At 67.8% G+C, this 23,661-nt stretch carries 23 protein-coding genes; 10 read left to right on the forward strand and 13 right to left on the reverse strand.

Features of this window, described 5'->3' with window-relative positions; genetic code table 11:
* Position 1 precedes the first annotated feature (1 nt).
* The 7 genes from QZV84_RS08390 to QZV84_RS08420 all read right to left on the reverse strand — a co-directional run bounded on the left by QZV84_RS08390 (position 2) and on the right by QZV84_RS08420 (position 8,240).
* Positions 2-1,357: a 2-oxo acid dehydrogenase subunit E2 gene (locus QZV84_RS08390; RefSeq protein WP_292828184.1), complete on the reverse strand. Its 1,356-nt coding sequence runs from the start codon at positions 1,355-1,357 to the stop codon at positions 2-4.
* On the reverse strand, positions 1,350-2,327 hold the full coding sequence (locus QZV84_RS08395; protein ID WP_292828186.1) for an alpha-ketoacid dehydrogenase subunit beta: 978 nt from the start codon (positions 2,325-2,327) through the stop codon (positions 1,350-1,352). Before QZV84_RS08395 ends, QZV84_RS08390 begins: the two co-directional genes overlap by 8 nt.
* Entirely contained in the window at positions 2,324-3,298 is a 975-nt protein-coding gene (pdhA, locus tag QZV84_RS08400; protein WP_292828189.1) for a pyruvate dehydrogenase (acetyl-transferring) E1 component subunit alpha, read from the reverse strand. The genes QZV84_RS08395 and pdhA overlap by 4 nt, the downstream gene beginning before the upstream one ends.
* A 41-nt stretch (positions 3,299-3,339) precedes the next feature.
* The gene (gene acsA / locus QZV84_RS08405; RefSeq protein ID WP_292828192.1) at positions 3,340-5,145 is read right to left on the reverse strand and encodes an acetate--CoA ligase; all 1,806 of its coding nucleotides are present in this window, start codon (positions 5,143-5,145) and stop codon (positions 3,340-3,342) included.
* Between the two features lie 175 nt (positions 5,146-5,320).
* The gene (locus QZV84_RS08410; protein ID WP_363331896.1) at positions 5,321-6,205 is read right to left on the reverse strand and encodes a mycofactocin-coupled SDR family oxidoreductase; all 885 of its coding nucleotides are present in this window, start codon (positions 6,203-6,205) and stop codon (positions 5,321-5,323) included.
* Positions 6,206-6,478: 273 nt separating this feature from the next.
* Positions 6,479-7,057, reverse strand: coding sequence for a DUF2510 domain-containing protein (locus QZV84_RS08415; protein ID WP_292828198.1), 579 nt, complete (start codon positions 7,055-7,057; stop codon positions 6,479-6,481).
* 1 nt (position 7,058) lies between these two features.
* Complete coding sequence (locus QZV84_RS08420; RefSeq protein WP_292828201.1) at positions 7,059-8,240, reverse strand: serine hydrolase domain-containing protein; 1,182 nt, start codon at positions 8,238-8,240, stop codon at positions 7,059-7,061.
* A gap of 131 nt (positions 8,241-8,371) precedes the next feature.
* On the opposite strand from QZV84_RS08420, the gene QZV84_RS08425 reads away from it, so the two are divergent.
* Entirely contained in the window at positions 8,372-8,875 is a 504-nt protein-coding gene (locus tag QZV84_RS08425; RefSeq protein WP_292828203.1) for a GNAT family N-acetyltransferase, read from the forward strand.
* Positions 8,876-8,878: 3 nt separating this feature from the next.
* On the opposite strand, the gene QZV84_RS08430 is transcribed toward QZV84_RS08425, so the two are convergent.
* The 3 genes from QZV84_RS08430 to QZV84_RS08440 all read right to left on the reverse strand — a co-directional run bounded on the left by QZV84_RS08430 (position 8,879) and on the right by QZV84_RS08440 (position 11,161).
* Complete coding sequence (locus QZV84_RS08430) at positions 8,879-9,907, reverse strand: patatin-like phospholipase family protein (RefSeq protein WP_292828206.1); 1,029 nt, start codon at positions 9,905-9,907, stop codon at positions 8,879-8,881.
* Positions 9,904-10,044 (reverse strand): hypothetical protein, encoded by a 141-nt coding sequence (locus QZV84_RS08435; protein ID WP_292828209.1) that lies wholly within the window; start codon positions 10,042-10,044, stop codon positions 9,904-9,906. Before QZV84_RS08435 ends, QZV84_RS08430 begins: the two co-directional genes overlap by 4 nt.
* 88 nt (positions 10,045-10,132) lie before the next feature.
* The gene (locus tag QZV84_RS08440; protein WP_292828212.1) at positions 10,133-11,161 is read right to left on the reverse strand and encodes an LLM class flavin-dependent oxidoreductase; all 1,029 of its coding nucleotides are present in this window, start codon (positions 11,159-11,161) and stop codon (positions 10,133-10,135) included.
* A 113-nt stretch (positions 11,162-11,274) separates the two neighbouring features.
* Between QZV84_RS08440 and QZV84_RS08445 the strand changes: the two genes are divergently transcribed.
* Complete coding sequence (locus QZV84_RS08445; protein WP_292828215.1) at positions 11,275-11,853, forward strand: DUF1992 domain-containing protein; 579 nt, start codon at positions 11,275-11,277, stop codon at positions 11,851-11,853.
* Between the two features lie 2 nt (positions 11,854-11,855).
* On the opposite strand, the gene QZV84_RS08450 is transcribed toward QZV84_RS08445, so the two are convergent.
* The 3 genes from QZV84_RS08450 to QZV84_RS08460 are packed head-to-tail and all read right to left on the reverse strand — an operon-like array spanning position 11,856 to position 14,549.
* Positions 11,856-12,848, reverse strand: coding sequence for a 1-phosphofructokinase family hexose kinase (locus QZV84_RS08450; RefSeq protein ID WP_292828218.1), 993 nt, complete (start codon positions 12,846-12,848; stop codon positions 11,856-11,858).
* Positions 12,849-12,852: 4 nt separating this feature from the next.
* Positions 12,853-13,995, reverse strand: a complete 1,143-nt coding sequence (locus QZV84_RS08455) for a DUF4349 domain-containing protein (RefSeq protein WP_292828222.1) — start codon at positions 13,993-13,995, stop codon at positions 12,853-12,855.
* Positions 13,992-14,549, reverse strand: coding sequence for a sigma-70 family RNA polymerase sigma factor (locus QZV84_RS08460; RefSeq protein ID WP_292828504.1), 558 nt, complete (start codon positions 14,547-14,549; stop codon positions 13,992-13,994). The genes QZV84_RS08455 and QZV84_RS08460 overlap by 4 nt, the downstream gene beginning before the upstream one ends.
* 268 nt (positions 14,550-14,817) lie before the next feature.
* Here QZV84_RS08460 and QZV84_RS08465 point away from each other — a divergent pair, with 268 nt between their 5' ends.
* The 8 genes from QZV84_RS08465 to QZV84_RS08500 form a co-directional block, all read left to right on the forward strand.
* A complete protein-coding gene (locus tag QZV84_RS08465) occupies positions 14,818-15,828 on the forward strand; it encodes a TerC family protein (RefSeq protein ID WP_292828225.1) in 1,011 nt (336 codons plus the stop codon).
* A gap of 125 nt (positions 15,829-15,953) precedes the next feature.
* Positions 15,954-17,036: an acyl-CoA desaturase gene (locus tag QZV84_RS08470; RefSeq protein WP_292828228.1), complete on the forward strand. Its 1,083-nt coding sequence runs from the start codon at positions 15,954-15,956 to the stop codon at positions 17,034-17,036.
* Between the two features lie 158 nt (positions 17,037-17,194).
* Positions 17,195-18,676 (forward strand): 3-isopropylmalate dehydratase large subunit, encoded by a 1,482-nt coding sequence (gene leuC, locus QZV84_RS08475; RefSeq protein ID WP_292828231.1) that lies wholly within the window; start codon positions 17,195-17,197, stop codon positions 18,674-18,676.
* 2 nt (positions 18,677-18,678) lie between these two features.
* Positions 18,679-19,275, forward strand: coding sequence for a 3-isopropylmalate dehydratase small subunit (gene leuD / locus QZV84_RS08480; RefSeq protein WP_292828234.1), 597 nt, complete (start codon positions 18,679-18,681; stop codon positions 19,273-19,275).
* Positions 19,276-19,367: 92 nt separating this feature from the next.
* Positions 19,368-20,753 carry a UDP-N-acetylglucosamine 1-carboxyvinyltransferase gene (gene murA / locus QZV84_RS08485; RefSeq protein ID WP_292828237.1) on the forward strand — a complete coding sequence of 462 codons (1,386 nt, stop codon included), beginning with the start codon at positions 19,368-19,370 and terminating at the stop codon, positions 20,751-20,753.
* Between the two features lie 7 nt (positions 20,754-20,760).
* A complete protein-coding gene (locus QZV84_RS08490; protein WP_292828240.1) occupies positions 20,761-21,543 on the forward strand; it encodes a lysophospholipid acyltransferase family protein in 783 nt (260 codons plus the stop codon).
* Positions 21,509-22,669: an NAD(P)H-dependent glycerol-3-phosphate dehydrogenase gene (locus QZV84_RS08495; RefSeq protein ID WP_292828243.1), complete on the forward strand. Its 1,161-nt coding sequence runs from the start codon at positions 21,509-21,511 to the stop codon at positions 22,667-22,669. Before QZV84_RS08490 ends, QZV84_RS08495 begins: the two co-directional genes overlap by 35 nt.
* On the forward strand, positions 22,569-23,661 hold a 1,093-nt coding region (locus QZV84_RS08500; RefSeq protein WP_292828246.1), incomplete at its 3' end, for a D-alanine--D-alanine ligase family protein. The genes QZV84_RS08495 and QZV84_RS08500, both read left to right, overlap by 101 nt.

The raw sequence follows: 23,661 nt of genomic DNA on the forward strand, positions 1-23,661 counted from the left end.
TTCATAGCTTCTCCGGCTCCTGGAGCAGTTCGTCGATGCGACTGAGGAAGCGCGCACCGCGCATCCCGTCGCTCACTCGGTGATCGGCAGCCAAGGTCGCGGTCAGTTCGTCGCGCACTCCGATCATTCCCTCGTGCACCCAGGGGCGTTTCACGATGCGACCGAATCCGACGAGGGCCACCTGCGGTGGGTAGATCACGCCGAACACGCTGTCCACCCCCAGGTCGCCGAGATTCGTCACGGTCATGGTCGCCTCGGCCATCTCGGCGCGTTGCAGTCGACCGCCGCGCGCGCGGCTGACGACGTCGCGCAGGCGCTCCATCAACTCGTCCAGGCCCAGGCCACCCGCGTCGAGGAGCGCCGGCGCAACGATGCCACCCGTTCTGAGAGCGACCACCATCCCGAGATTGACCCTCGTACTGGGCTGGAACCGGTCGTCGACGAAGTACCCGTTCATCTCGGGCACCTCATGTGCGGCGAGGGCCGTCGCCTTGAGCAGCAGAGCCGCAGGAACGAGGCGCGCAGAGAGGGGTCGTCCGGCATTCGCCCTCTCCATCCACGACATGCCGGCCCGCATGTCGATGGTCGTGCTCAGGTAGTAGTGGGGGATGGTCTTCTTCGAACGGGCCATGAGTGTTGCTATGGTCCGACGCAGACCCGCTGTGCGTTCTGCGGTCGTCGCCGGGGCGTTGGGCGTCTTCGGGGCAGGTCGCTTCGGCTCCTCAGCAAGGACAGCGGTCGGGGTCGCATCCGTCACCGCCGGCACATCGTCAGCCTTCACCACGCCGTCCGGGCCGGTGCCCACGACCGCTGCGAGGTCGATGCCGCGCTCGGCCGCGAGTTTTCGCGCGCGAGGCGAGGACCGCGTGCGCCGCCCGGGTGCCGTGTCCGCCGTGGGTGCCACCGGGCTCCCGGCGCGCTCGATGTCGGCGTGCGTGATCGCGCCGCCGTGACCGGTGCCGTGAACTGTGGACAGGTCGACGCCGACGGTCTTGGCGAGGTGACGAACCGGTGGGCTGACCGCGGGTCGCGCGCTCGGATGCGCCGATCGGCTCACCGGGGTCTGAGGGGACGCCACCTTCTCGGCAGCCGGAGGAGGCTCGACCGCCGCGCCCGACCCAGGTGCGGGAGTGATCCGCGCAAGCGGTGCCCCGATGGGGAGCACGTCGCCGACGTCCGCGAGCAGCTCGGCGATGATGCCGTCTTCGAACGTCTCCACGTCGATCACCGACTTGTCGGTCTCGACCGCCGCGACGAGTTCGCCACGGTGAACGTGGTCGCCAGGCTTGACCAGCCACTCGATCAGCGTGCCGCGCTCCATGTCGGCGCCGAGCGCGGGCATCCGGAACTCACCCATGCCCCACCGCCTCATGCGCGGCTGCGATGACGCGTTCGATCGACGGCAGGGCCGCCAACTCGAGGTCGCGGGCGAAGGGGATGGGCACCTCTGCGCTGCACACCCTCCCGACCGGGGCATCCAGATCGTAGAACGCCTGCTCACTGATCCGGGCGCTCAGCTCCGCCGAGATGCCGCCGCTGCGCCAGCCCTCATCGACCACCACCGCGCGGTGCGTTCTGCAGACGCTGGTGATGATCGTCTCGTCATCGAGAGGGCGCAGCGTTCGAAGGTCGATCACTTCGGCGTCGATGCCCTCGCCGGCCAGCTGGTCGGCGGCATCGAGCACCATCGGCAGCGTTCCACCGTAGGTGATCAGGGTCACATCGGCGCCGGAGCGTCGGATCGCGGCCTTGTCGATGTCGACCGCCCCGGCGTCATCGGCGATCTCGCCGCCGACCGGGTACAGCGAGCCGTGCTCGAAGATCAGCACCGGGTCGGGATCTTGAAGGGCTGTCCACAGCATTCCGCGCGCGTCGGCCAGCGTCGCCGGCGTCAGGATTCTCAGACCGGGGATGTGCGCATACCACCCCTCGAGGCTGTGGGAGTGCTGCGCCGCGAGCTGGCGACCGGCCCCAGTGGTCATCCGGATCACGATGGGCACGTTGAACTGGCCGCCCGACATGTGCAGCAGGCTGGCCGCGTTGTTCACGATCTGGTCGAGGGCGAGCAGGCTGAAATTGACGGTCATGATCTCGACGATGGGTCGCAGGCCACTGAGTGCGGCGCCGATGCCGGCCCCGACGAATCCGGACTCCGACAGCGGTGTGTCACGGATGCGTTCAGGGCCGAACTCTTCGAGGAGCCCGAGACTCACCGCGAAGCAGCCGCCGTAGCTTCCGACGTCCTCGCCCATCAGGAACACGCGGTCGTCGCGTTGCAGCGACTCTCGGATGGCCGCGCGCATGGCCTCGCGATACGTGGTCTTCATCGGGGGACCTCGCTGTACACGAAGCGGGTGAGGTCGGCGACCGGTTCGGGGCTGCCGCCTTCGGCGAAGGCCACGGCGTCCTCGATCTCCGCGGTGACTTCCGCGTGCATCGCTGACCAGTCGTCGTCGGAGAATCGGCCGCCTTCGCTCAATCGGGTCCGCAGGATGTCGATCGGGTCGCGTTCCATCCACGTCGCCACCTCGGACTTGTCGCGGTAGCGCTCCGGGTCGTACATCGAATGGGCTCGGAACCGGTAGGTACGCAGTTCGAGGAAGTGCGGGCCACCACCGGAACGGATGGCGTCGACCGCACGTCGGGCGGCTTCGGCCACGGCGAGCGCATCCATCCCGTCGACCGTCCATGCCGGGATCTCGTAGGCGGCGGCTTTCAGAGCGATATTGGTCTGCGACTCGGAGCGGACCAGAGCGGTACCCATCGCGTAGAGGTTGTTCTCGCAGCAGAACAGCACGGGCAGCTGCCAGAGCGCCGCGAGATTGAGCGCCTCATGGAATTCCCCCTCGGCAACGGCACCTTCCCCGAAGAAGCAGACGGTCACTTGCCGACGAGCCGTCATGGAGGCGCCGAGCGCAAGGCCTACGGCCATGGGCAAGCCTCCCGCGACGATCGCATTGCCGCCGTAGAAGTGCGTCGCGCGATCGAAGAGGTGCATCGATCCGCCACGGCCGCGGCAGCAACCCTCGACGAAGCCGTACATCTCGGCGAGGATGGCCCGGGCGGAGACGCCCTTGAGGAGTGCATGACCGTGTTCCCGGTAGGTGGCCACCACGGCGTCTTCGGAGTCGAGCGCTGAAGTCACTCCCGCCGCGACCGCCTCTTCACCGATGTAGACATGCATGAAGCCGCGGATCTTCGCCGCACTGTACAGCTCGACGCACTTCTCTTCGAGGAGCCGGACGCGCACCATCTGCTTCAGCAGGTCCGCTCCCTTCTTCGTCTCCGCGGCGGACACGTCCGATTCGTGTTCGTGTGCAGGGCCGCTGCGTGGGGCGTTCATCGAGGCACCTCCACGGTCGAGGTGTCTCCCTCTGGAAGACCCAGCTCGCGTGCTTTCAGCAGGCGCCGCAGGATCTTCCCGCTGCGCGTGCGCGGCAACGCGTCTGTGAATTCCAGCTCTCGCGGGGCGACGGCAGCGCCCAGCCGCTTGCGCGCGAAGCCGATGATCTGTCGTCGGAGGTCGTCGGACGGTTCCCACCCGGACCGCAGCTCCACGAAGGCCATGACGACCTCCCCCGCCACGGGGTCGGGAATCCCGATCACCCCGGCCTCGGCGATGGCCGGGTGCTCCATCAGCGTGCTCTCCACCTCGAACGGGCCGATGAGATGACCGGAAGACTTGATGACGTCGTTGCCTCGCCCGACGAACCAGAAGTACCCGTCCTCGTCGCAGGCAGCAAGGTCGCCCGTGAGGTACCAGCCACCCACGAAGCACTTGCGATAACGGTCCTCTTCACCCAGGTAGCCGCGGAACATCGACGGCCAGCCCGTCCGAAGGGCCAATTCCCCCACCGTGTCGGGTTCGGTCGCGAGGGCTGGGTCGTCGCCGTTCATCACCGGATCTCCGTGCTCGTCGCGCAGGACGATGGCGGCGATCACCCCGGGCATCGGTCGTCCCATGGAGCCTGGCCGAACGTCGACGGCGGCGAAGTTGGCGATCATGATGCCGCCCGTCTCGGTCTGCCACCAGTTGTCGTGGATCGGCTGCCCGAGGGTTTCTTCTCCCCACGCCACGACCTCCGGGTTCAGCGGCTCGCCGACGCTCGCGATGAACCGCAAAGCCGACAGATCGTGTAGGGCCACGCGATCGCTCCCTGCTTTCATGAGCATGCGAAGTGCGGTGGGTGCGGTGTACCAGACGGTCACCTTCTGCTCCTCGAGGATGCTGTACCAACGATCGGCGTCGAACTCGTCCTCATCGACGATGGCGGTCACCCCGTGGACGAGCGGCGCGATCACGCCGTACGACATTCCGGTGACCCATCCCGGGTCCGCCGTGCACCAGTAGACGTCGTCCGGGTGCAGGTCGAGCGCGAAGCGCCCCGTGGCCGAGTGCGCCACCACGGCGTCATGGACGTGGATCGCGCCCTTGGGCAGCCCCGTCGTACCACTCGTGAAGTGAAGCAGCGCCATGTCGTCGCCGTCGGTGCGCGCGATGGGAGCCGCAAGTGGCGCAGAACGCATGAGAGCCGGCAGGTGGAGCGTTCCCTCCGGTTGCGGCTGGTCGTCGTCTCCGTCGACCAGCAGGACATGCTCCAGCGTCGGAAGGTCATCGCGAATCGAGACGATCTTCTTCAGGTAGAACGCACGGGTCGTCACGAGCACTCGAGCGCTGCCGAGTTGTATCCGCTGTCGCACCGGCTCAGGTCCGAACGCTGAGAACAGCGGGCAGAACACGCTCGCGTTCTTCAGCGTCCCCAGCGCGGCGACGTAGAGCTCGGCACGCCGACCCAGAAGCGAGAACACGCGCTCACCGCGACCGACACGGAGGTCGCGCAGTACGCTCGCGAAGCGGTCGGTCCTCTCGGCAAGCTCCATGTAAGTGAGGGCGTCAACGGCCCCGTCGGCGTGCACGAAACGAAGCGCGTCCTTGGCCGCAAGCGGACCGGTGGCATGGCGGTCGACCGCCTCATACGCGATGTTGATGCCGCCCCCCGGCAGTCCCGAGAGCGAGCGGCGCTCGGATTCCCAGGTGAACGACGTGCAGGTCGCCTCATAGTCGACGAGGTTCGGCATCACCTTCAGTGCACCCACGTCCTTGTGGATCGTCGGCCACCGCACCGATCCGCTGAGCTTTGTCATGGTCTCAGCAATACTCCTGCTCGGCGAGGTCGGATAGGGACCAAGGACCCACCGCCCGTGCTGGCCGGCGAGATGGAGCTGGCTCATCATGCGCGACGGAGACGCTGCTGCGCAGCAGCGTCTCCGTCGGCGTCAATCTGAGAGCGCGGCTCCGGTCACCGAAGCCCGCCCTGTCTCACTTCAGCAGCGCACCCGCGTCTACGGGGAGGGTGATCCCGGTGACGTAGCGTGCTTCGTCCGATGCCAGCCACAGCACCGCATTTGAGACGTCTACGGGCTCGACCCACGCGATCGGGAGCAGATTGATCATGGCCCCCGCCTCTGCGAACTCCTCCACCGTCGGGTTCTCGCGGTCGGGTCGGAACAGCTTGTACGTGAACTCGTTCTGCACCATGTCGGTGTTGACCATGGTGGGGTTGACCGTGTTGACGCGGATGTTGTCCGCCGCCAGTTCGACGGCCATCGTGCGCATCAGGCCGACGACGCCGTGCTTGGCGGCGACGTAATGGGCGTTATTGGCCAGCGGCGCCAGACCCGCCATGGAACTGGTGAAGATCATCGAACCGCCGCCGGCCGCGCGCAGGTGCGGTACGGCGGCCTTGGCGGCGTGCCACACCCCCATCAGGTTCACCTGCAGCATGTCGGTGAACTGCTGTTCCGTCAGCTGTTCGGCCGGGGCGAACGACTCGATCCCGGCGTTGGCGCTCACGATGTCGAGGTGGCCCAATTGCGCGACCCCCGCGTCGAGTGCGGACTTGACCGCGTCGTAGTCGCGCACGTCGGCGATGCTCGCCACGATGCGCCGGTCCAGCGCCTCGACCTGCCGAACCGTCTCGTCGAGGTCGGCTGGCGTCGCCATGGCGTACGGCACGGTGTCGATCTGCGCCGCGACATCGATCGTGATGATGTCAGCGCCTTCCTGCGCCATCCGGACCGCATGCGAGCGTCCTTGCCCGCGGGCACCCCCTGTGATGAAGGCAACCTTTCCGTCCAGTCTTCCCATTGTCATCTCCTTTGATGCAGTGACTTGCGTCGTCACTTCTTGTTGTGAAGCCGGCATCCACCGGCAGGGTGACGCCCGTCACCTACGACGGGCGGCGTCGGATACGCGCCACAGGGTGGCGTTCGAGCGCGTCAGCCCCTGAGGCGGGCCCCGGTCAGCACCCGGGTAATGCCGACACTAAGGACACCGAGTGCCGAATACAAGGGGGCGAGTCGAGCGCGGCTTCGAAAGCACCGCCGCGGACGACCCTCGCGCTGCGACGCCTGGCGGCGATGGCGCTGTGCGACATCCGACCCGCCGAGAAGATCCGACCTCGGCGCTCGCCAGGACTCAGCGGTACCGGTAGTGCTGCGCCGAGGTGTTGATCCAGGCTGCGAACCGCCGGGCCTGCGCCTCCTGCCCCGCGGGCACCGTCGCGAGCCAGAGTTGCCCCGATACCTCGACGAGGATGTAGCTCGTCGCGCCGGCCACCGCCCGCCGCAGAAGCCGCGGCGTGATCGGACCAGACCCCCCATGCAGGGCGCGCGCGGTCGCGGGCTTGCCGAGGCGGCCACGGCGCAGCAGTTCGGCCCCGCCCTCGACGGAGGCGGCAGTCACTTCCGCGATGGGCCGGCTGATGCCGCCGAAGTGAATCCACCGCCCATCGACGATGATGCCGGCGAACGAGTCCTCCGTGCCGCTGAAGCGTGCGGCATCCGTCCAGCGAGTGCCGTCCCACCACCGCTGCCGACCCCTGCCGTCGTCGTACCAGCCCGCTGCGGCGGAGTGCCCCCGCGGCGCCGCACCGTCGTGCAGCTCGATGTCGCGCTCACCCAGGTCGACGAAGTGCTCGGTCCAGCGAGTGCCGTCCCACCAGCGCTGCTTGCCCTGGCCGTCGTCGTACCAGCCGGGCTCAGGTCCTGTCGCCATGTCAGTCCTGCAGCACCTCCGCGATCCGGCGGAACAGCTGATCGGCGGGGTGCGCCTTCGGCACCACGTTCGACAGGTTCATGAACACCACGATCGTCGCCGCGGTGTCGGGGTTGTGGAACACGGCGGCCGTGAACCCCAGACCCTCGCCGTTGTGCCCCCACCAGCCCTGCGTCTCGCCGATCCCGAGCGCATAGATGTCGTACGGCGGACCGATCTCCAGCGGCGACCCCAGCAGGCGATCGGCCTGCGTCTCGGGTGTCAGCAGCGCACCCGTGGCCAGGGCGATGCCCCACACGCGCATGTCGTCGATCGTGGCGATCATCGAGCCGGCCGGTCCGAAGATCGACAGGTTGTCGGGCTGCGCTGACGGCTCGCCGTCGTCGAGCACGTAGCCGATCGGGTGCGGCTTCTCCCAGGTGCTGATTTCGAGCGTGTACTGGGTGTTCTCGAGCTGCAGCGGGTCGAGGATGCGATCCTTCACCACATCGCCGAACGGCTCGCCGGTCACGTCCTCCACCACCGCGCCGAGCAGGTTTGTGTTGGCGTTCGTGTACACGTGCTGCGTGCCCGGGGCGAACTGCGCCGGATCGCCGAGCATGAAGCCGTTCAGCTCCTCCAGCGTGAAGATCTTCGTCGGATCGGCACTGAAAGCCTCTGCGAACCTGTCGTTCGTGTAGTCGGCATTGCCGCTGGACATGTTCGCCAGTTCCCGCAGCGTGATCTTGTCACCGTCGGTGACGCCGTCGACATACTGGTCGATGGTGTCGTCGAGGCCGATCTCGCCCTCGTCGACGAGTTCGAGGATGAGCGTCACCGTGACCGACTTTGTCACGCTGCGCAGGGGCCACTGCATATCGGTGGTCGCGGACGTGCCGGTCTCGACATCGGCCAGCCCGGCGGCCGTCGTCCAGCTGCCCTGGCCGGGAATCCACACGCCGACCGCGGCACCCGGCACGCCGTACTCGGCCATGGTGTCGTCGAGCGCCTGCCGCAGCGCGGCCTGGGTCGCGTCGGGCAGTGCACCCTCGGGCGCGGCGGGGATGATCAGGTCACCGCTCGGCGTCGGTGAGCTCGCGTTCGGCGGAGTCGCGGTGCACGAGGCGAGCACGGCGCTGACAGCAGCCAGTGATGCGAGGGCGAGGAGGCGTCGGCGGCCGCGGAGAGGGACGTCACGAGACACGTCGGCTCCTTCTGCTGGTCGGGTCGGCGTCTGAGGTGGGCGGGGACCCGCGCCGAGGAGGGTTGTAGTCAGACTAGCGATCTCGCGGCGCCGGTGATGGTGCATCCGGTCGGCGCCGTTAGCCTCGAAGCGTGAGTCCACGAAACCTTGCCGACGGCGCCACCCTCCGCGCGGCCCGCCGCGGTGACGAGCAGGGCATCCTCGCGGGCATCCGCGCCCTTGCCGTCTACGAGCGCGAACCGGATGCCGTCGAGAACACGGCGCCGGCACTCACTCGCACGCTGTTCGGAGCTGAGCCGAAGGCATTCGCGCACGTCGTCGAGCGTGAGGGCGAGATCGTCGGCATCGCGATCTGGTTCCTCACCTATTCGACCTGGACCGGACACCACGGCATCTGGCTCGAGGACCTGCATATCGACGAGTCGCAGCGCGGCCGCGGATACGGCAAGGCGCTCATCGCCTCGCTCGCCGAGCTGTGCATCGAGCGCGATTACTCCCGCCTGGAGTGGACGGTGCTCGACTGGAACGCTCCGGCGGTCGAGTTCTACCGGTCGCTCGGTGCCGAGCCGATGGTCGAGTGGACCACTCAGCGGCTCGCAGGCGCGGAGCTTGCGGCCCTCGCGCGCGCCGCGTAATGGTCACGCCGGCGACGGCGCCGGCTCGTCCTCGCTGTCACCGCCTCGGTGACCGGCGCGGTCCAGAGCGGCGATCGTGAGCTCCCTGCCGAGGGCGATCAGCTCGTCGGCCTTGTGGAAGTCGAGCGTGCGCGCGGCGGCCTTGGGCACGGTGACGTAGATGTCGGCGGGGTAGCCGGCAAGCCGATAGTCGGTCACGAGACTCTGCATGACCTCTAATGAGAGCTGCATCACGTCTCGCATGCGAAGGCCCGGGGGCAGTTCGCCGAACACCTCCTCGACTGCGTGCGCACTCGCGGTCCCGGGATTCGCTGCGCGCGGGCCGGAGAAGCGCTCGGTCACCGCTCTGATCAGATCTCGGTCGAACACCTGAGCTGCCGTGCGGCGGAAGCGCTCGAGCCATTCGTCGACGTGACCGGGTTCGGCGGAGGCCAGCTGCGGGGTGACCGCCCGGCTGGAGGGGTCGTCGCCGGAGAGGATGACTGCGATGGTCAGGTCCGCTCGGGAGCCGGCGGTGGGTGCGACGGGCACCGGGTTGAGCAGACCGCCGTCGGCCAGCAGCCGACCGTTCAGCATCACCGGCGTGATGAAGCTCGGCAGTGCGATCGACGCGCGGATGGCGACATCGACCGGTCCGCTCTGGAACCACACCTCGCGACGCTGGATCAGATCCGTCGCCACGGCGGTGTAGGGGATCGGCAGGTCTTCGATCACTGCGCCACCGAGCATCTCGCTCATGCGTGTCATGATCTTCTCGGCGTGGATCGCACCAGGCGCATTCAACGCCGGGTCGAGCAGCCGGATGACGTCGCGCTGTGTGAGCGAGCGCACCCAGTCGGTGTACCCACCGAGGACTCCGGCGGAGTGCAGTCCGCCGATGGCCGCTCCCACCGAGCTGCCGGCGATGCTCACGATGTCGAAGCCGCGTTCCTCGAGCACCTGGATGACTCCGATGTGCGCGTACCCCCGTGCGCCGCCGGACCCCAGAGCCAAGGCGACCCGGGTGGCCGGCCGCATCTGTCGCTCGATCATCCGTCGACGTCTTGCGGTCGCAATGCGGTCGCACTCCCGACGACGGGTATGGTGCCGAGCACGAGCAGCTCCTGCGTGCGCATGAACGCCTGCAAGATCCCCGGATTCAGTCGTGACACCTGGATGGCGGGGGTCATCGTGTGCTCCTTGCGTCGGCTTCGCCGACCAGGATGCCGGCATCCCTAACTGTGCACCCATTCCCGTTCGGAGTCGAGGCGCCGGGGGTCAGACCCGCGTGCCCACCCAGCCGAGCGCGGGCGCCACGAACCTCGCGAACGACTCGACGACCCGCAGGTTGAACTCGACGCCCAGCTGACTGGGAATCGTGAGCATGAGCGTGTCGGCACTGCGGACCGCGGCATCCCGCAGCAACTGTTCGACGAGCACGTCCGGCTCGGCGGCATAGGTCTTTCCGAAAGTCGAGCGCATGCCGTCGATCACCCCGATCTGATCGCCGCCCTGGCGGCCGCCGAAGTACATCTGCTCCTCGGCGGTCGTGATGGGGAAGATCGACCGGCTGACCGAGGTCCGTGGGGTTCCGGCGTGGCCGGCCTCGCGCCACGCGGCGCGGAAAGTCTCGATCTGCTGCGCCTGAAGCTGGTCGAGCGGCTGGCCGGTCGCCTCCGTGAGCAGCGTAGACGACATGAGGTTCACCCCGACGGTGCCTGCCCACGCGGCGGACTCGCTGTTGCCGGCGCCCCACCAGATGCGCGAACGCAGCCCAGGCGAGTGCGGCTCGATGCGCTGCAGCCCCGTGCTGCCGCCGGAGTGACCGTGAACGTCGCGCTCTGCCAGACCCTCGCCGTCGATGGCACGCAGGAACGTCGCGAAGTGGTCGCGGGCGATGTCGGCACCGCGCGGGTCTTGCGACCCGGTGTAACCGAACGTCTCGTACCCGCGCACGACGGACTCGGGTGAGCCGCGGCTCACGCCGAGCGCGAGCCTGCCGTCGCTGATGAGATCGAGCGCGGCAGCCTCCTCGGCGAGATACAGGGGGTTCTCGTAGCGCATGTCGATGACCCCGGTGCCGACTTCGATGCGCTGCGTCGTGGCGGCGATGGCCGCGAGGAGCGGCATCGGGGACGCCTGCTGACGCGCGAAGTGATGCACCCGGAAATAGGTGCCGTCCACGCCGAGGTCGTCCATGCCCTGCGCGAGATCGATCGCCTGCTTCAGCGATTCGCCCGCTGTCAGCATCCGTCCACCGCCGAGAGGTCCGTAGTGTCCGAAAGAGAGAGTGCCGAAGCGTTCCATTTCCCTTGCAACGATATCCACCCGTCCGCATTCCGGTGAATGGATCATCGAACCGCCCGGAGCGCCTTCTCGGATCGCTCGTCTACCCTGGAAAGGTACGCGTGGAGGTGAGCGTGGCCGAAGACATCCGGGATGCCGCGATGCGGTACCGCCTGCGCAGACAGGCGATCGAGCGGGGCGAGGAGCCACCCGAAGACGATGACCCGGCCGCATCCCGCATCTGGAGCGAAGCGGAACAGGCGGCGATCGTCGAAGTCTCGATCGAGCAGGCGATCCGGCGGGGTGACTTCGACAACCTGCCGGGTTCCGGCAAGCCGATCCCTGGTCTGGGCTCGACGACCGGCCCGGACTGGTGGATCCGCCGCAAGATCGAACGCGAGCGCCTGACCGGCCTCGGACCGCCCGCACTCACCTTGCGCACGGAGTACGCCTCGCTCGCCGCGCGGCTCGACGACCTGCGCGGTGAGGGCGAGGTGCGCGAGTATCTCGAGGATTTCAATCACCGCGTGATCGAGGCACGTCGGCAACTGCTGGGCGGTCCTCCTGTCGTGACTCCGACCGTCGAGCCCGACGACTGGGTGCGCGAATGGAGAGAGCGCCGGGATGCCGCGGCTCGGCGCACCGCCGCGCGTCGAGACACCGAAACCACGCGACCGCAGAAGTGGCGATTCTGGCGGGTCGATCGCGCGTAGCGCTACGGTGCGGCCGGGGTCTGCCGACGCCAGGACGCCGCCTGCAAGTCCGCCTCGAGCCGATCGACGTCTGCGGGGCGGCACAGGTCGGTGGCGGGGAGCATCGCGGTGGCACTGCCCGCCGCGACCGCCGTGCGAAAGGCCGCCGACAGGTCGCGTCCCTGGGCGAGGCGCAGCACGAGCCCGCCGAGGAATGCGTCGCCGGCGCCGACCGTGCTCTGCACCTGAACCTCAGGGGTCGGCAGCCGCAGCGCTTCATCGCGCGTCACCAGGATCGCCCCGTCGGCGCCGAGGGTGAGCGCCACCACTTCGCACGCCCCCGCCCGCACGAGCTCGTGCGCGGCATCCAACATGCTGTTCTCGTCATCGATCTCGGCGCCCACGAGGTCGCCCAGTTCGCGTCGGCTCGGCTTGATCAGGTAGACGCCCTCATCGAGAGCGGCGCGCAGGGCGGGGCCCGACGTGTCGACGACGCACCGTGTACCCTTCTCGCGCGCGATCCGGGCGATGCGGGCGTACAGGTCCACGGGCGCACCGGGGGGCAGGCTGCCGCTGGGCACGATGTACCCGCCGACGGGCATGTCATCGCCGACCGCGGACAGGAACGCGCGCCACTCAGGTTCGCGCATATGCGGCCCCTGCAGCACGAACCGGAACTGCTGGCCGGTCGCGGTTTCATCGACGGTGAAGCTCTCGCGGGTGCTCGCGGCGATCCGCACGGCGTGGCCGGCGATTCCCTCGCGCTCGAGCAATTCGCGATATGCCTGTCCGGTCGGGCCGCCGACCGCGTACACCGCGGTCGAACGCCCGCCCAGGTTGCGCACGACACGCGAGACGTTGATCCCGCCGCCACCCGGGTCGAGCACCGTGGGTCCGCAGCGCATCTTGTGCTCGGGCACGACTCGGTCGACGGAGGTGCTCACGTCGAGAGCGGGATTCGGAGTCGCCGTGACGATCGGGTCATGATGCAGCGGATGCCGCCCAGAGGCTGCCATGGGCTCAGTCTAGGAGCGGTGGATTCTCACGGTGACGCTGACGGGTACTGCGGCGCTTCACCAGCACGACGATGCTCCACGCGATGAGTCCGATGATCGCGAGGATCAGCACCCACGGGATCAGGAAGCCGATCGCGATGACGATGCCGTTGAGCGTCGCGACCAAGCCGTTCCAGCCGGCGGCGAGTCCGTCGCCGAACCCGGCAGGGTTCGCCGCGACGGTCTCGACCGGCTCGGTCAGCGTCACCGTGAGAGTCGACATCGCGACCTGCTCGTCGTAGTACTTCAGCTGCTGCTGGTACGACTCGAGCGTCGCCTGGCGCTCGGCCAGTGCTGCCTCCGCCGCGATGAGGTCGGAGAGGCTGCCGGCCTGCGCCATGAGCTCGGTGAGCCGATCGACCGAGGCCTGCGCCGCATCGACGCGCGCTTCCAGATCGAGCGTCACCTCGGTGACATCCTGCCGGCTGACAGATGAGGCGGTGACCTCGCCGATGCCCGCGAGCTGGTTCACCAGCGACTGCAACCCGTCTGCGGGGACGCGCACCGTGATCCAGGCGCCGTCGGGCGTGTATGGGTGCGGCGCGGTGCTCTCGTAGACCATCCCCGTCGTCGGATCGACCGGCATGACCTCACCGGGCTGGCCGATGCTCATCGACTCGACGTATCCGTCGCGCGATTCGGCGGCATCCGTGATCATCGCCACCGCGGCGGTGGTGTCGTCGACGACGACGGTCGCCGACGCGGTGGTGATGATGTCGCGACTTTCTGTCACGACATCGGAGCCTGAGACGGAGTCGGCGGCACCCGCGCTTTCGGAGCTGCTCAGCCCTTCCTTCACGGCGCTCGAATCGGCCGCACCTCCCGCGCCGGAGTCGACGAGCGGCGCAGCGGGGGCGACCGCAGCCTCATTGGAGGCGGAGCCGCTGATCAGGCCGCCCACACTCGGCGCGATCACCGCGGCGACGACGATCACGGCCGCCGCTGCGCCGCTGATGACCCACACACCGGCCCGGCGCTTGCGGTGGAGCGTGCGGTCGCGGGAGATCTCGGTGAAGAGCGAGTTCTCGATCCGGTCGATGCGCTCGTCGCTCAGTTCGGGGAGCTGCTTGCGCGACGCCCCGGCCGGGGACTGTTGGTCGGTGTTCATGTGCTCTCCTCGGCAACGGTCCGCATTCGCGTGCGGATGCGGGAGAGACGATTGCGGATCACCCCGTGTTCGACGCCGAGCTCTTCGGCCGCGGCCAGGTAGGCATAGCCCTCGGTCGCGCAGAGGCGGAAGATGTCGCGGTCGAGGGGGCTCAGCCCCTCCACTTCGCGCAGGATCCGGCCGGCGAACTCGGCGTCGATCACCTGCTGCTCGACGTTCACCGTCGACGGGATGCTGTCATCCGCGGCGTCGGCCGTGTGATCGCGGTCGCGCCGCAGCGCTCGGATCCGGTTCGCCGCCTGGAAGCGGCAGACCGTCACGAGCCAGGGGAGCAGCGAGTCGCCGGCCAGCTCGAGGCCGGGCAGCCTGCGCCACGCCACCAGGAACGTCTCCTGCGTCACGTCCTCCGCGTCCGAGGCGTTGCCCACGAGTCCGTGGGCGAGCCAGTACACCGGTCGCACATAGGCGCGGTACAGCGTGCGGAACGCGTGCTCGCTGCCGCTCGCGGCTTGCGCCACGAGGGTGGCGTCGTCCGCCGCCGCCGGCTCGACCATGCCCAGTCCTCTCCCCATCCGCCCGCTGCTGCATGCCCGGCCGACGGAGCCTCATTGTCTCTCACCCGATAAGTGTCGAGACAGCCTCGATCGTCTCAGCCTGTATTCTGATCAGGCGAGAGGGAGTATCCCGTCATCGCGTGTCCGTCATCACGGGAGCCATCGCCGCCTCTCCGGGCACGCACCTCGGCAGTCCGGGTTCCCGGATGTCGCGGGGGAGAGACTTTCGGGATTCGATCGACCCCGCCCCCTCTTGAAAGGCCCTGGCTTGGACCTGCAACTTCCACTCTGGTTCGAAATCGGCTCGCTCGTCGTGCTGACTCTGATCCTCGCCGCCGACCTGCTGCTGATCCTCAAGCGCCCGCACATCCCGTCCACCCGCGAATCGACGCTCTGGGTCGTCTTCTACGTGACGCTCGCCCTGATCTTCGCCGGGCTCATGTGGGTCTTCGCCGGACCCGAGTATGCCGGCCAGTTCGTCGCCGGCTGGCTCACGGAGTACAGCCTGTCCATCGACAACCTGTTCGTCTTCGTGCTCATCATGAGCCAGTTCGCGGTGCCGCGCCGTTACCAGCAGGAAGTGCTGATGGTAGGCATCATCATCGCCCTCATCCTGCGCGGCGGGTTCATCCTGATCGGCGCCGCGGCGATCGAGCAGTTCAGCTGGGTGTTCTACATCTTCGGGGCATTCCTGGTGTGGACCGCCTACCGGCAGGCATTCCCCGGCGGCCATCACGACGATGAGGTCAAGCGCGAGAACTTCGTCGTTCGGCTGCTGCGTCGCACGATCGACATCAGCGATCACTATGACGGGGCGAAGATCCGCACCGTCGTCGACGGCAAGAAGATCTTCACGCCGATGATCATCGTCTTCGCCGCGATCGGCGTGACCGACCTGCTGTTCGCGATCGACTCGATCCCGGCGATCTTCGGCATCACGACGAGCCCGTTCATCGTGTTCACCGCGAACATCTTCGCCCTGATGGGTCTGCGCCAGCTCTACTTCCTGCTCGGAGACCTGCTCGACCGCCTGCGCTACCTGCACTACGGCATCGCGTTCATCCTCGCCTTCATCGGACTGAAGCTCGTCTTCCACGCGATGCACGTGAACGAGCTGCCCTTCATCAATGGCGGTGAGCCGATCGAGTGGGCGCCGGAGATCTCGACCTGGATGTCGCTGGCCGTGATCGTGCTGTCGATGGTCGTCGCCACGATCGCGAGCCTGATCGCCTCGGCGCGCGACAGGAATGCAGCCGTACCCGAGGAGCCCGGGGCGTAGCTGTCCGAAGGCCGCGCGCGCGGCTGTCCGAAAAGCTGTGAGTCACACAGGTTCGAGGAGTACGTTCCGAACAAGTCAGCGGACTCGTCGGCGTCCGCCACAGGAAGCGACCTAAGGAGGTCGCGATGTCTCCAGGCATTGTTTCGACCAAAAAGCGCCAGACCACGGTTCACACGGGCAGTGATTTCACCGAGCTCGCCGCGATCGTTCGCGGCTCCGGCCTGATGAGACGCCGCTACGGGTACTACTGGACCAAACTCATCGCCGTCCCGGTCGTGCTCGCCACGGCCGTGCTCGCATTCATCTGGATCGGCGACACGTGGTGGCAGCTGTTCACGGCGGTCGGCTTCGCGATCCTGTTCACGCAGATCGCCATGCTCGGACACGACGCCGCCCACCGGCAGATCTTCGTGTCGGGGCGATGGAACGACTGGGTCAGCCTGATCATCGGCGACCTGTTCGTGGGTATGAGCTACGGGTGGTGGCAGCACAAGCACACCCGCCACCACGCGAACCCGAACAAGATCGACGTCGATCCCGACATCGATCTGCCGGTGATCTCGTTCACCCCCGAGCAGGCCCGCGCACCGCGGTCTCCGTTCGCCCAGTGGCTGGTCGCCCACCAGGGCATCTTCTTCTTCCCGATCCTGCTGCTCGAGGGCCTCTCGCTGCACGCGTCCGGCGTGCGGCGGGTCACGTCGCCTGAAAAGCTGGAACGACGCTGGGTCGAGATGGCCTTTCTGACGCTGCGCCTCGCGGGTTTCGTCACCCTCGTGTTCCTGGTGCTCTCGCCCGGCATCGCATTCGTGTTCCTCGCGGTGCAGCTCGGGCTGTTCGGCGTCTACATGGGCATGGTCTTCGCGCCGAACCACAAAGGCATGCCCCTCGTTCCGAAAGACGCGAAGCTCGACTTCCTCACCCGGCAGGTTCTGATGAGCCGCAACGTGCGCGGCACCCGTGCGCTGGATGTCGCGATGGGCGGCCTCAACTACCAGATCGAGCACCACTTGTTCCCGTCCATGCCGCGTCCGCATCTGCGCCGCGTCGCCCCGATGGTGCAGGACTACTGCATCAGCCATGGCGTGCCCTATACGGTCACCGGGCTCCTGGAGTCGTACGGCATCGTGATCCGCTACATCAACAGAGTGGGGCTGGGCGAGCGTGACCCGTTCGCATGCCCGCTCGTGGAGCAGCGCCAGGCCCTCTGACGGACCCGAGGATGCCGCATCCTGTGCCGGTGGTATCCTCAGGAGGTGCGGATCGCTCTCCTTCTCCTTAGCGGCCGCGGCGAGTCCTCGTAATCTCAGGCCTTCCTCGTCGCGGAGTTCGCGACGGGCTTGATCCCTTTTCCTGGAGAACGAGACACATGACCATCAGCATCCCCGACCAGCCGCGCACGCTCGCCGAGAAGGTGTGGGAAGACCATCTGGTCGTCAAGGGCGAGAACGGCGAGCCCGACCTGGTCTACATCGACCTGCACCTCGTGCACGAGGTCACCAGCCCGCAGGCCTTCGACGGGCTGCGGGCAGAGGGCCGTCCGCTGCGCCGCCCCGACCTGACCATCGCGACGGAAGACCACAACACGCCCACGCTCGACATCGACAAGCCGATCGCCGACCTCACCAGCCGCACCCAGATCGAGACGCTGCGCCGCAACGCCGCGGAATTCGGCGTGCGTCTGCACTCGCTGGGCGACGAGGAGCAGGGCATCGTCCACGTGGTCGGTCCGCAGCTGGGGCTCACGATGCCGGGAATCACCGTGGTCTGCGGCGATTCGCACACGTCGACGCACGGCGCGTTCGGCGCAATGGCCTTCGGCATCGGCACCAGCGAGGTCGAGCACGTGATGGCGACCCAGACGCTGCCCCTCACGCCCTTCAAGACGATGGCGATCACCGTGGAAGGCACCCTCAAGCCGGGCGTGACGGCGAAGGACATCATCCTCGCGGTGATCGCCAAGATCGGCACCGGCGGCGGCCAGGGCTACGTGCTCGAGTTCCGCGGCAGCGCGATCCGCGCCCTTTCCATGGAGGGGCGGATGACGATCTGCAACATGTCGATCGAGGCTGGCGCACGCGCGGGCATGGTCGCCCCCGACGAGACGACCTTCGCATACGTCAAGGACAAGCCGCACGCCCCGCAGGGCCAGGACTGGGAGGATGCCGTCGCCTACTGGCGAACCCTTCCCACCGATGAGGGTGCCGCCTACGACGCCGAGGTATACCTGGACGCGGACGAGCTCGAGCCCTTCGTCACCTGGGGCACCAACCCGGGCCAGGGCGTCTCGCTGAGCGACGTCGTGCCGTCTCCGGAAGACTACGCCGACCCCAACGACCGCGCCGCGGCCGAGCGGGCGCTGGAATACATGGCGCTGACGCCTGGAACCCCGCTCAAGGAGGTTCCGGTCGACGCGGTGTTCATGGGATCCTGCACGAACAGCCGCATCGAGGACCTGCGCGCGTTCGCCTCGATCGTGAAGGGCCGAAAGAAGGCCGATGGCGTGCGGGTGATGGTGGTCCCCGGCTCCGCCCGTGTGCGGCTCGAGGCCGAAGCCGAGGGCCTCGACAAGATCTTCGTCGAGTTCGGCGCCGAGTGGCGCTTCGCCGGCTGCTCGATGTGCCTCGGCATGAACCCCGACCAGCTCGCACCCGGCGAGCGCTGCGCATCGACGAGCAACCGAAATTTCGAGGGTCGGCAGGGCAAGGGGGGTCGTACGCACCTCGTGTCGCCGCTCGTGGCTGCCGCGACGGCAGTGCGAGGCACCCTGTCCAGCCCCAGCGACCTGGCCGCACCCGACGACCTCGAGGACACGCCCATCTACGATCGCGTCCAGGCGGGGGAGGTCTGATCATGGAGAAGTTCGTCACCCAGACCGGCATCGCCGCGCCGCTGAAGCGCTCCAATGTCGACACCGACCAGATCATCCCGGCGGTCTATCTCAAACGCGTCACCAAGACCGGTTTCGAAGACGCCCTGTTCGCCGCGTGGCGCCAGGATCCTGAGTTCGTCCTGAATCAGCCCGTCTTCCAGGGTGCCCGCATCCTCGTCGCCGGCCCTGACTTCGGCACCGGGTCGAGCCGTGAACATGCTGTGTGGGCGCTGCGCGACTTCGGCTTCACCGTCGTGCTCAGTCCCAAGTTCGCCGACATCTTCCGCGGCAACTCCGGAAAGCAGGGACTGCTGACCGGGGTGATCTCGGAAGCGGACCTCGAGCGCATCTGGGCGGCCATCGACACCGAGCCCGGCGTCAGCATGACCATCGATCTCGAGCGCCGCATCGCGTCGATCGCTGACTTCGAGGTGCCTTTCGAGATCGATGATTACACTAGGTGGCGGCTTCTCGAAGGGCTCGACGACATCGGGCTCACTCTGCGCAACGAAGACAAGATCGCGCAGTTCGAGGCTCGCCGCGAGGCGTGGCGGCCGCGGACTCTGCCTGTTCCCTAGACTCAGGCGGTTCCATATGCTCGGGCATCCGCTCCACAAGGGCGGATCGCTGACAGCCGTTCCCTCGACACACACAAGTGAGGTTCCACCGGATGAAGACACTCCTAGACGACGGTGCTCGATCGAACGATCAGGCACAGAGCAAAGCGGGAGATGAGCTGTCCGGAGAAACACTCGCGATCCGCGGCGGGCGACCGCTCAGCGGCCGTGTCGAGGTCAAGGGTGCCAAGAACCTCGCGACCAAGGCGATGGTCGCCGCCCTGCTGGGCGAGACCGTGAGTGTGCTGCGTGATGTCCCCGACATCAGCGATGTGCAGGTCGTCCGATCCCTTCTCGAAGTGCACGGCGTGACCGTGCACGAGGGCGACGAAGAGGGCTCGCTCGTCTTCGACCCGAGCGGAGCCGTGTCGGCGCACTTCGAGGAGATCGACGCGCACGCCGGCGCTTCGCGCATCCCGATCCTGTTCTGCGGGCCCCTGCTGCACCTGCTCGGCGAGGCGCTCATCCCCGACCTCGGTGGCTGCCGCATCGGCGACCGGCCGATCAACTTCCATATGGACGCGCTGCGCGCCTTCGGCGCGGTCGTCGAGAAGACGCACGAGGGTATCCGCATCACGGCTCCGAACGGCTTGACCGGCGCGAAGATCGAACTGCCCTACCCGAGCGTGGGCGCCACCGAACAGGTGCTGCTCACCGCCGTGAAGGCGAGCGGCGTCACGGAACTGCGCGGCGCCGCGATCGAGCCGGAGATCATGGATCTGATCGCGGTGCTGCAGAAGATGGGCGCGATCATCTCGTACGAGCCGAACCGGGTGATCCTCATCGAGGGTGTCGACCGCCTGCGCGGCTATGATCACCGCTGCATCTTCGACCGCAACGAGGCCGCCTCCTGGGCGTGCGCGGCCCTCGCGACGGACGGCGACATCTTCGTCGGCGGGGCCAAGCAGCAGGAGATGCTCACTTTCCTCAACGTCTACCGCAAGGCGGGCGGAGAGTTCGACATCCACGAGGACGGCATCCGCTTCCGGCGCGGCGGACCGCTCAAGCCCGTGGTCGTCGAGACCGATGTGCACCCCGGCTTCATGACCGACTGGCAGCAGCCGCTCATCGTGGCGCTCACCCAGGCCGAGGGCCGCTCGATCGTCCACGAGACCGTCTACGAGAACAGGCTCGGGTTCACCGAGGCGCTCGTGCAGATGGGAGCTGACATCGTCGTGCATCCCGAGGGCATCGACAGCCCCGACCGCCGGGTCCCGCGCCGCGCACTCGAGCAGGCCGCCGTGATCAACGGACCGACTCCGCTGCACGGTGCGGACGTCGTCGTGCCCGACCTGCGCGGAGGCTACAGCTACCTCATCGCGGCACTGGCGGCCGAGGGGGAGTCGGTGGTGCGCAATGTCGGGATCATCCGCCGCGGCTACGAGAAGCTCTTCACGAAGCTCGACGCCCTCGGCGCAGACTTCGATGTCATCGGATAGTCCGCGCGTGGCACCCTCCTCGCCCCGACTGCCCGAGTCCGGGCACTTCAGGAACCCCGAGAAGTCCCGCCCCAGTGTCTTCTGGCCGCTGGCGGCGATCGTCATCCCGCTCACCGGCTTCTTCGCGAAGATCGAGATCATCGACGGTCACAAGCTCCCCCGCGAGGGCGCGTTCATCCTCGCGCCGAGCCACTCGACCGAGTTCGACCCGCTGATCGTCGCGGTCGCGGTCTGGCGCATGGGCAGGGCGCCGCGCTTCATGGCCAAGGCGAGCCTGTTCAAGGTGCCCGTGCTCGGCTGGGTCCTGCGGGCCGCAGGAATGGTGCCGGTGGCGCGCTCGTCGGCGTCCGCCACGCGGCAGACGGTCGAAGACTCCAAGGCCCTCGTCGAGCACGGTCGCGGCGTCATCGTGTACCCCGAGGGCACCCTCACGCGCGACCCCGACCTTTGGCCGATGCGCGGGCTGTCCGGCGCGGTCCGGCTCGCGCTGGCGGACGGCATCCCCCTCATCCCGATGGCGCACTGGGGCGGACAGAAGATCATGCCCCGCTACGGAAAGCTCAGCTTCTGGCCGCTGCGCCGGCCCGTGAAGGTCATCGTCGGCGACCCCATCGACCTCTCTGAGTTCGAAGGGGTGACCGCCCGGACCGCGGCCCTGGCCGCCGCCACCGACCGGCTGATGAACGCGATCGCTCAGCTGCTGGCGCAGCTGCGCGGCGAACCGGCTCCCGAGAAGCGGTGGAATCCCGCCGCGCATGGGCAAAGTGAGACAGGTCGTCTTGAACCGTAGGCAGGATCCCGGACTGCCGCGCGTGGCCGTCATCGGCGCGGGCAGCTGGGGCACGACGTTCGGCAAGGTGCTCGCCGACGGCGGCGCGCATGTGACGATGTGGGCACGACGCCCCGAGCTGGCAGGCGAGATCAACGAGGCCAAGCGCAACAGCGAGTATCTGCCGGGCATCAACCTTCCGCGCGAGATGTACGCGACCCACCACCTGTCCGAGGCCCTCGAGGGCGCCGAACAGGTGTTCCTGTCGATCCCCAGCCAGGCGGCGCGCCAGAACCTCAAGGGCATGCGTTCGCTGGTCTCGAGCACGGACGCGCCGATCGTCTCGCTCATGAAGGGCGTCGAGCGGCGCACCGGGCTGCGGATGAGTCAGGTGATCGAGCAGGAGCTGCACTGCGATCCGTCCCGCATCGCCGTCGCGTCCGGCCCCAACCTGGCCCTCGAGATCGCGCGGGAGCAGCCGACCGCCGCGGTGATCGCCTCGGTGAGTCAGGACACGGCCGACGCGGTCGCCCGGCGCGCGCGCAATCGCTACTTCCGCACCTTCGTGAACACCGACGTGATCGGAACGGAGTTCGGCGGCGTGCTGAAGAACCTCATCGCCGTCGCGATCGGCATCGTCGACGGCGTCGGCTACGGGGAGAACACGAAGGCGTCGATCATCACGCGCGGTCTGGTCGAGATGACCGACTTCGCCGTCGCCCAGGGCGCGCATCCTGCGACGCTGCAGGGCCTGGCCGGCCTCGGCGACCTGATTGCGACCTGCCAGTCGCCGCTCAGCCGCAACAACACGGCCGGCAGGCTGCTCGGCCAGGGCTACAGCTTCCAGGATGTCGTGAAGCAGATGAACCAGACCGCCGAAGGACTGGCGTCGGTGGCGCCGGTGCTGCAGCTGGCCCGCGAGGCCGGCATCCTGATGCCGATCGTCGAGCAGGTCAAGATGGTGCTGGATGGGACGATGGACCCGCGTGAGATCGCACCACACCTCACCACGGACGACGATGAGCCCCAGGGCGAGAGGACGCTGAATGGACAAGCCGGCGGTGGTGGTGCTCTTTGGAGGTCGCTCCAGCGAACACTCGATCAGTTCCGCAACGGCGGGCGGCGTCCTTCGCGCGATCAGTCGTGACAGCTACCGGGTGATCCCGATCGGGATCACCCGCGACGGCGTGTTCGTGCTCGAAGACGACGATCCCGACAAGTTCGCGCTCGACGCCCACAGGCTGCCCGAGGTCGCCGACAACGGCACCCGCATCCTGTGGCCCGAGGGCGGCGGCGATCGTGCGTTGCGCGTACGTCGTGCAGACGGTTCGATCTCAGACCTCGGCGCGGTCGATGTCGTCCTGCCGATACTGCACGGCGTGCACGGCGAGGACGGCACGGTGCAGGGCTTCCTGGACACGCTCGAGATCCCGTATGCGGGCGGCGGGGTTCTCGATTCCGCGCTGTGCATGGACAAGCACTTCATGAAGATCGTCTTGCAGTCGGCCGGCATCCCCGTCTCGCCGTGGGTCACTGTCACGCGATCGGGCTGGGCGCGGGACCCCGAAAGCGTGCGGACGGATGCCGCCGCCCTCGGGCTGCCGATGTTCGTCAAGCCCGCGCGGGCCGGGTCGAGCGTGGGCGTTTCGAAAGTCGCCGAGCTCGGTGATCTTGATTCGGCGCTGGAAATCGCGTTCGCCGAAGATGAGAAGGTGCTGATCGAGGAGGCGATCGTCGGTCGCGAGATCGAGGTCGCGATCCTCGAGGGCCGCGGGGGAGCAGGTTCGCGTGCCTCGCTGCCCGGTGAGATCGTGCTGACCACGCGCGAGTTCTACGACTTCGAGGGCAAATACCTCGGCGGCGGCGGTGCGGACGTGGTGTGCCCGGCCGATCTGACCGAGGCCGAGATCGCCCGAGTCCAGGAGCTCGGCATCCGCTCGTTCGACGCGGTCGACGGCCGTGGACTTGCCCGCGTGGACTTCTTCCTCGCAGCGGACACGCTCTACGTCAACGAGCTCAACACGATGCCCGGCTTCACGCCGATCTCGATGTTCCCGAAGTGCTGGATCGCGTCCGGCATGACCTATGCCGAGCTGATCTCCGAGCTGATCGAGACCGCCATGGAGCGTGCGGCGAACT

Source organism: Microbacterium sp., assembly GCF_011620715.1.
Taxonomy (GTDB): Bacteria; Actinomycetota; Actinomycetes; order Actinomycetales; family Microbacteriaceae; genus Microbacterium.

Excerpts from the sequence above, each read along its gene's own strand:
- QZV84_RS08460 (WP_292828504.1), bottom strand. The coding sequence starts at position 14,549 with ATGGTCGAGCCGGCGGCGGCGGACGACGCCACCCTCGTGGCGCAAGCC.
- QZV84_RS08455 (WP_292828222.1), bottom strand. The coding sequence starts at position 13,995 with ATGAACACCGACCAACAGTCCCCGGCCGGGGCGTCGCGCAAGCAGCTC.
- QZV84_RS08450 (WP_292828218.1), bottom strand. The coding sequence starts at position 12,848 with ATGGCAGCCTCTGGGCGGCATCCGCTGCATCATGACCCGATCGTCACG.
- QZV84_RS08410 (WP_363331896.1), bottom strand. The coding sequence starts at position 6,205 with ATGCCGGCTTCACAACAAGAAGTGACGACGCAAGTCACTGCATCAAAG.
- leuC (WP_292828231.1), top strand. The coding sequence starts at position 17,195 with ATGACCATCAGCATCCCCGACCAGCCGCGCACGCTCGCCGAGAAGGTG.
- QZV84_RS08395 (WP_292828186.1), bottom strand. The coding sequence starts at position 2,327 with ATGAAGACCACGTATCGCGAGGCCATGCGCGCGGCCATCCGAGAGTCG.
- acsA (WP_292828192.1), bottom strand. The coding sequence starts at position 5,145 with ATGACAAAGCTCAGCGGATCGGTGCGGTGGCCGACGATCCACAAGGAC.
- QZV84_RS08390 (WP_292828184.1), bottom strand. The coding sequence starts at position 1,357 with ATGGGTGAGTTCCGGATGCCCGCGCTCGGCGCCGACATGGAGCGCGGC.
- QZV84_RS08430 (WP_292828206.1), bottom strand. The coding sequence starts at position 9,907 with ATGATCGAGCGACAGATGCGGCCGGCCACCCGGGTCGCCTTGGCTCTG.
- QZV84_RS08495 (WP_292828243.1), top strand. The coding sequence starts at position 21,509 with ATGGGCAAAGTGAGACAGGTCGTCTTGAACCGTAGGCAGGATCCCGGA.
- QZV84_RS08415 (WP_292828198.1), bottom strand. The coding sequence starts at position 7,057 with ATGGCGACAGGACCTGAGCCCGGCTGGTACGACGACGGCCAGGGCAAG.
- QZV84_RS08470 (WP_292828228.1), top strand. The coding sequence starts at position 15,954 with ATGTCTCCAGGCATTGTTTCGACCAAAAAGCGCCAGACCACGGTTCAC.
- QZV84_RS08435 (WP_292828209.1), bottom strand. The coding sequence starts at position 10,044 with ATGACCCCCGCCATCCAGGTGTCACGACTGAATCCGGGGATCTTGCAG.
- QZV84_RS08440 (WP_292828212.1), bottom strand. The coding sequence starts at position 11,161 with ATGGAACGCTTCGGCACTCTCTCTTTCGGACACTACGGACCTCTCGGC.
- leuD (WP_292828234.1), top strand. The coding sequence starts at position 18,679 with ATGGAGAAGTTCGTCACCCAGACCGGCATCGCCGCGCCGCTGAAGCGC.
- murA (WP_292828237.1), top strand. The coding sequence starts at position 19,368 with ATGAAGACACTCCTAGACGACGGTGCTCGATCGAACGATCAGGCACAG.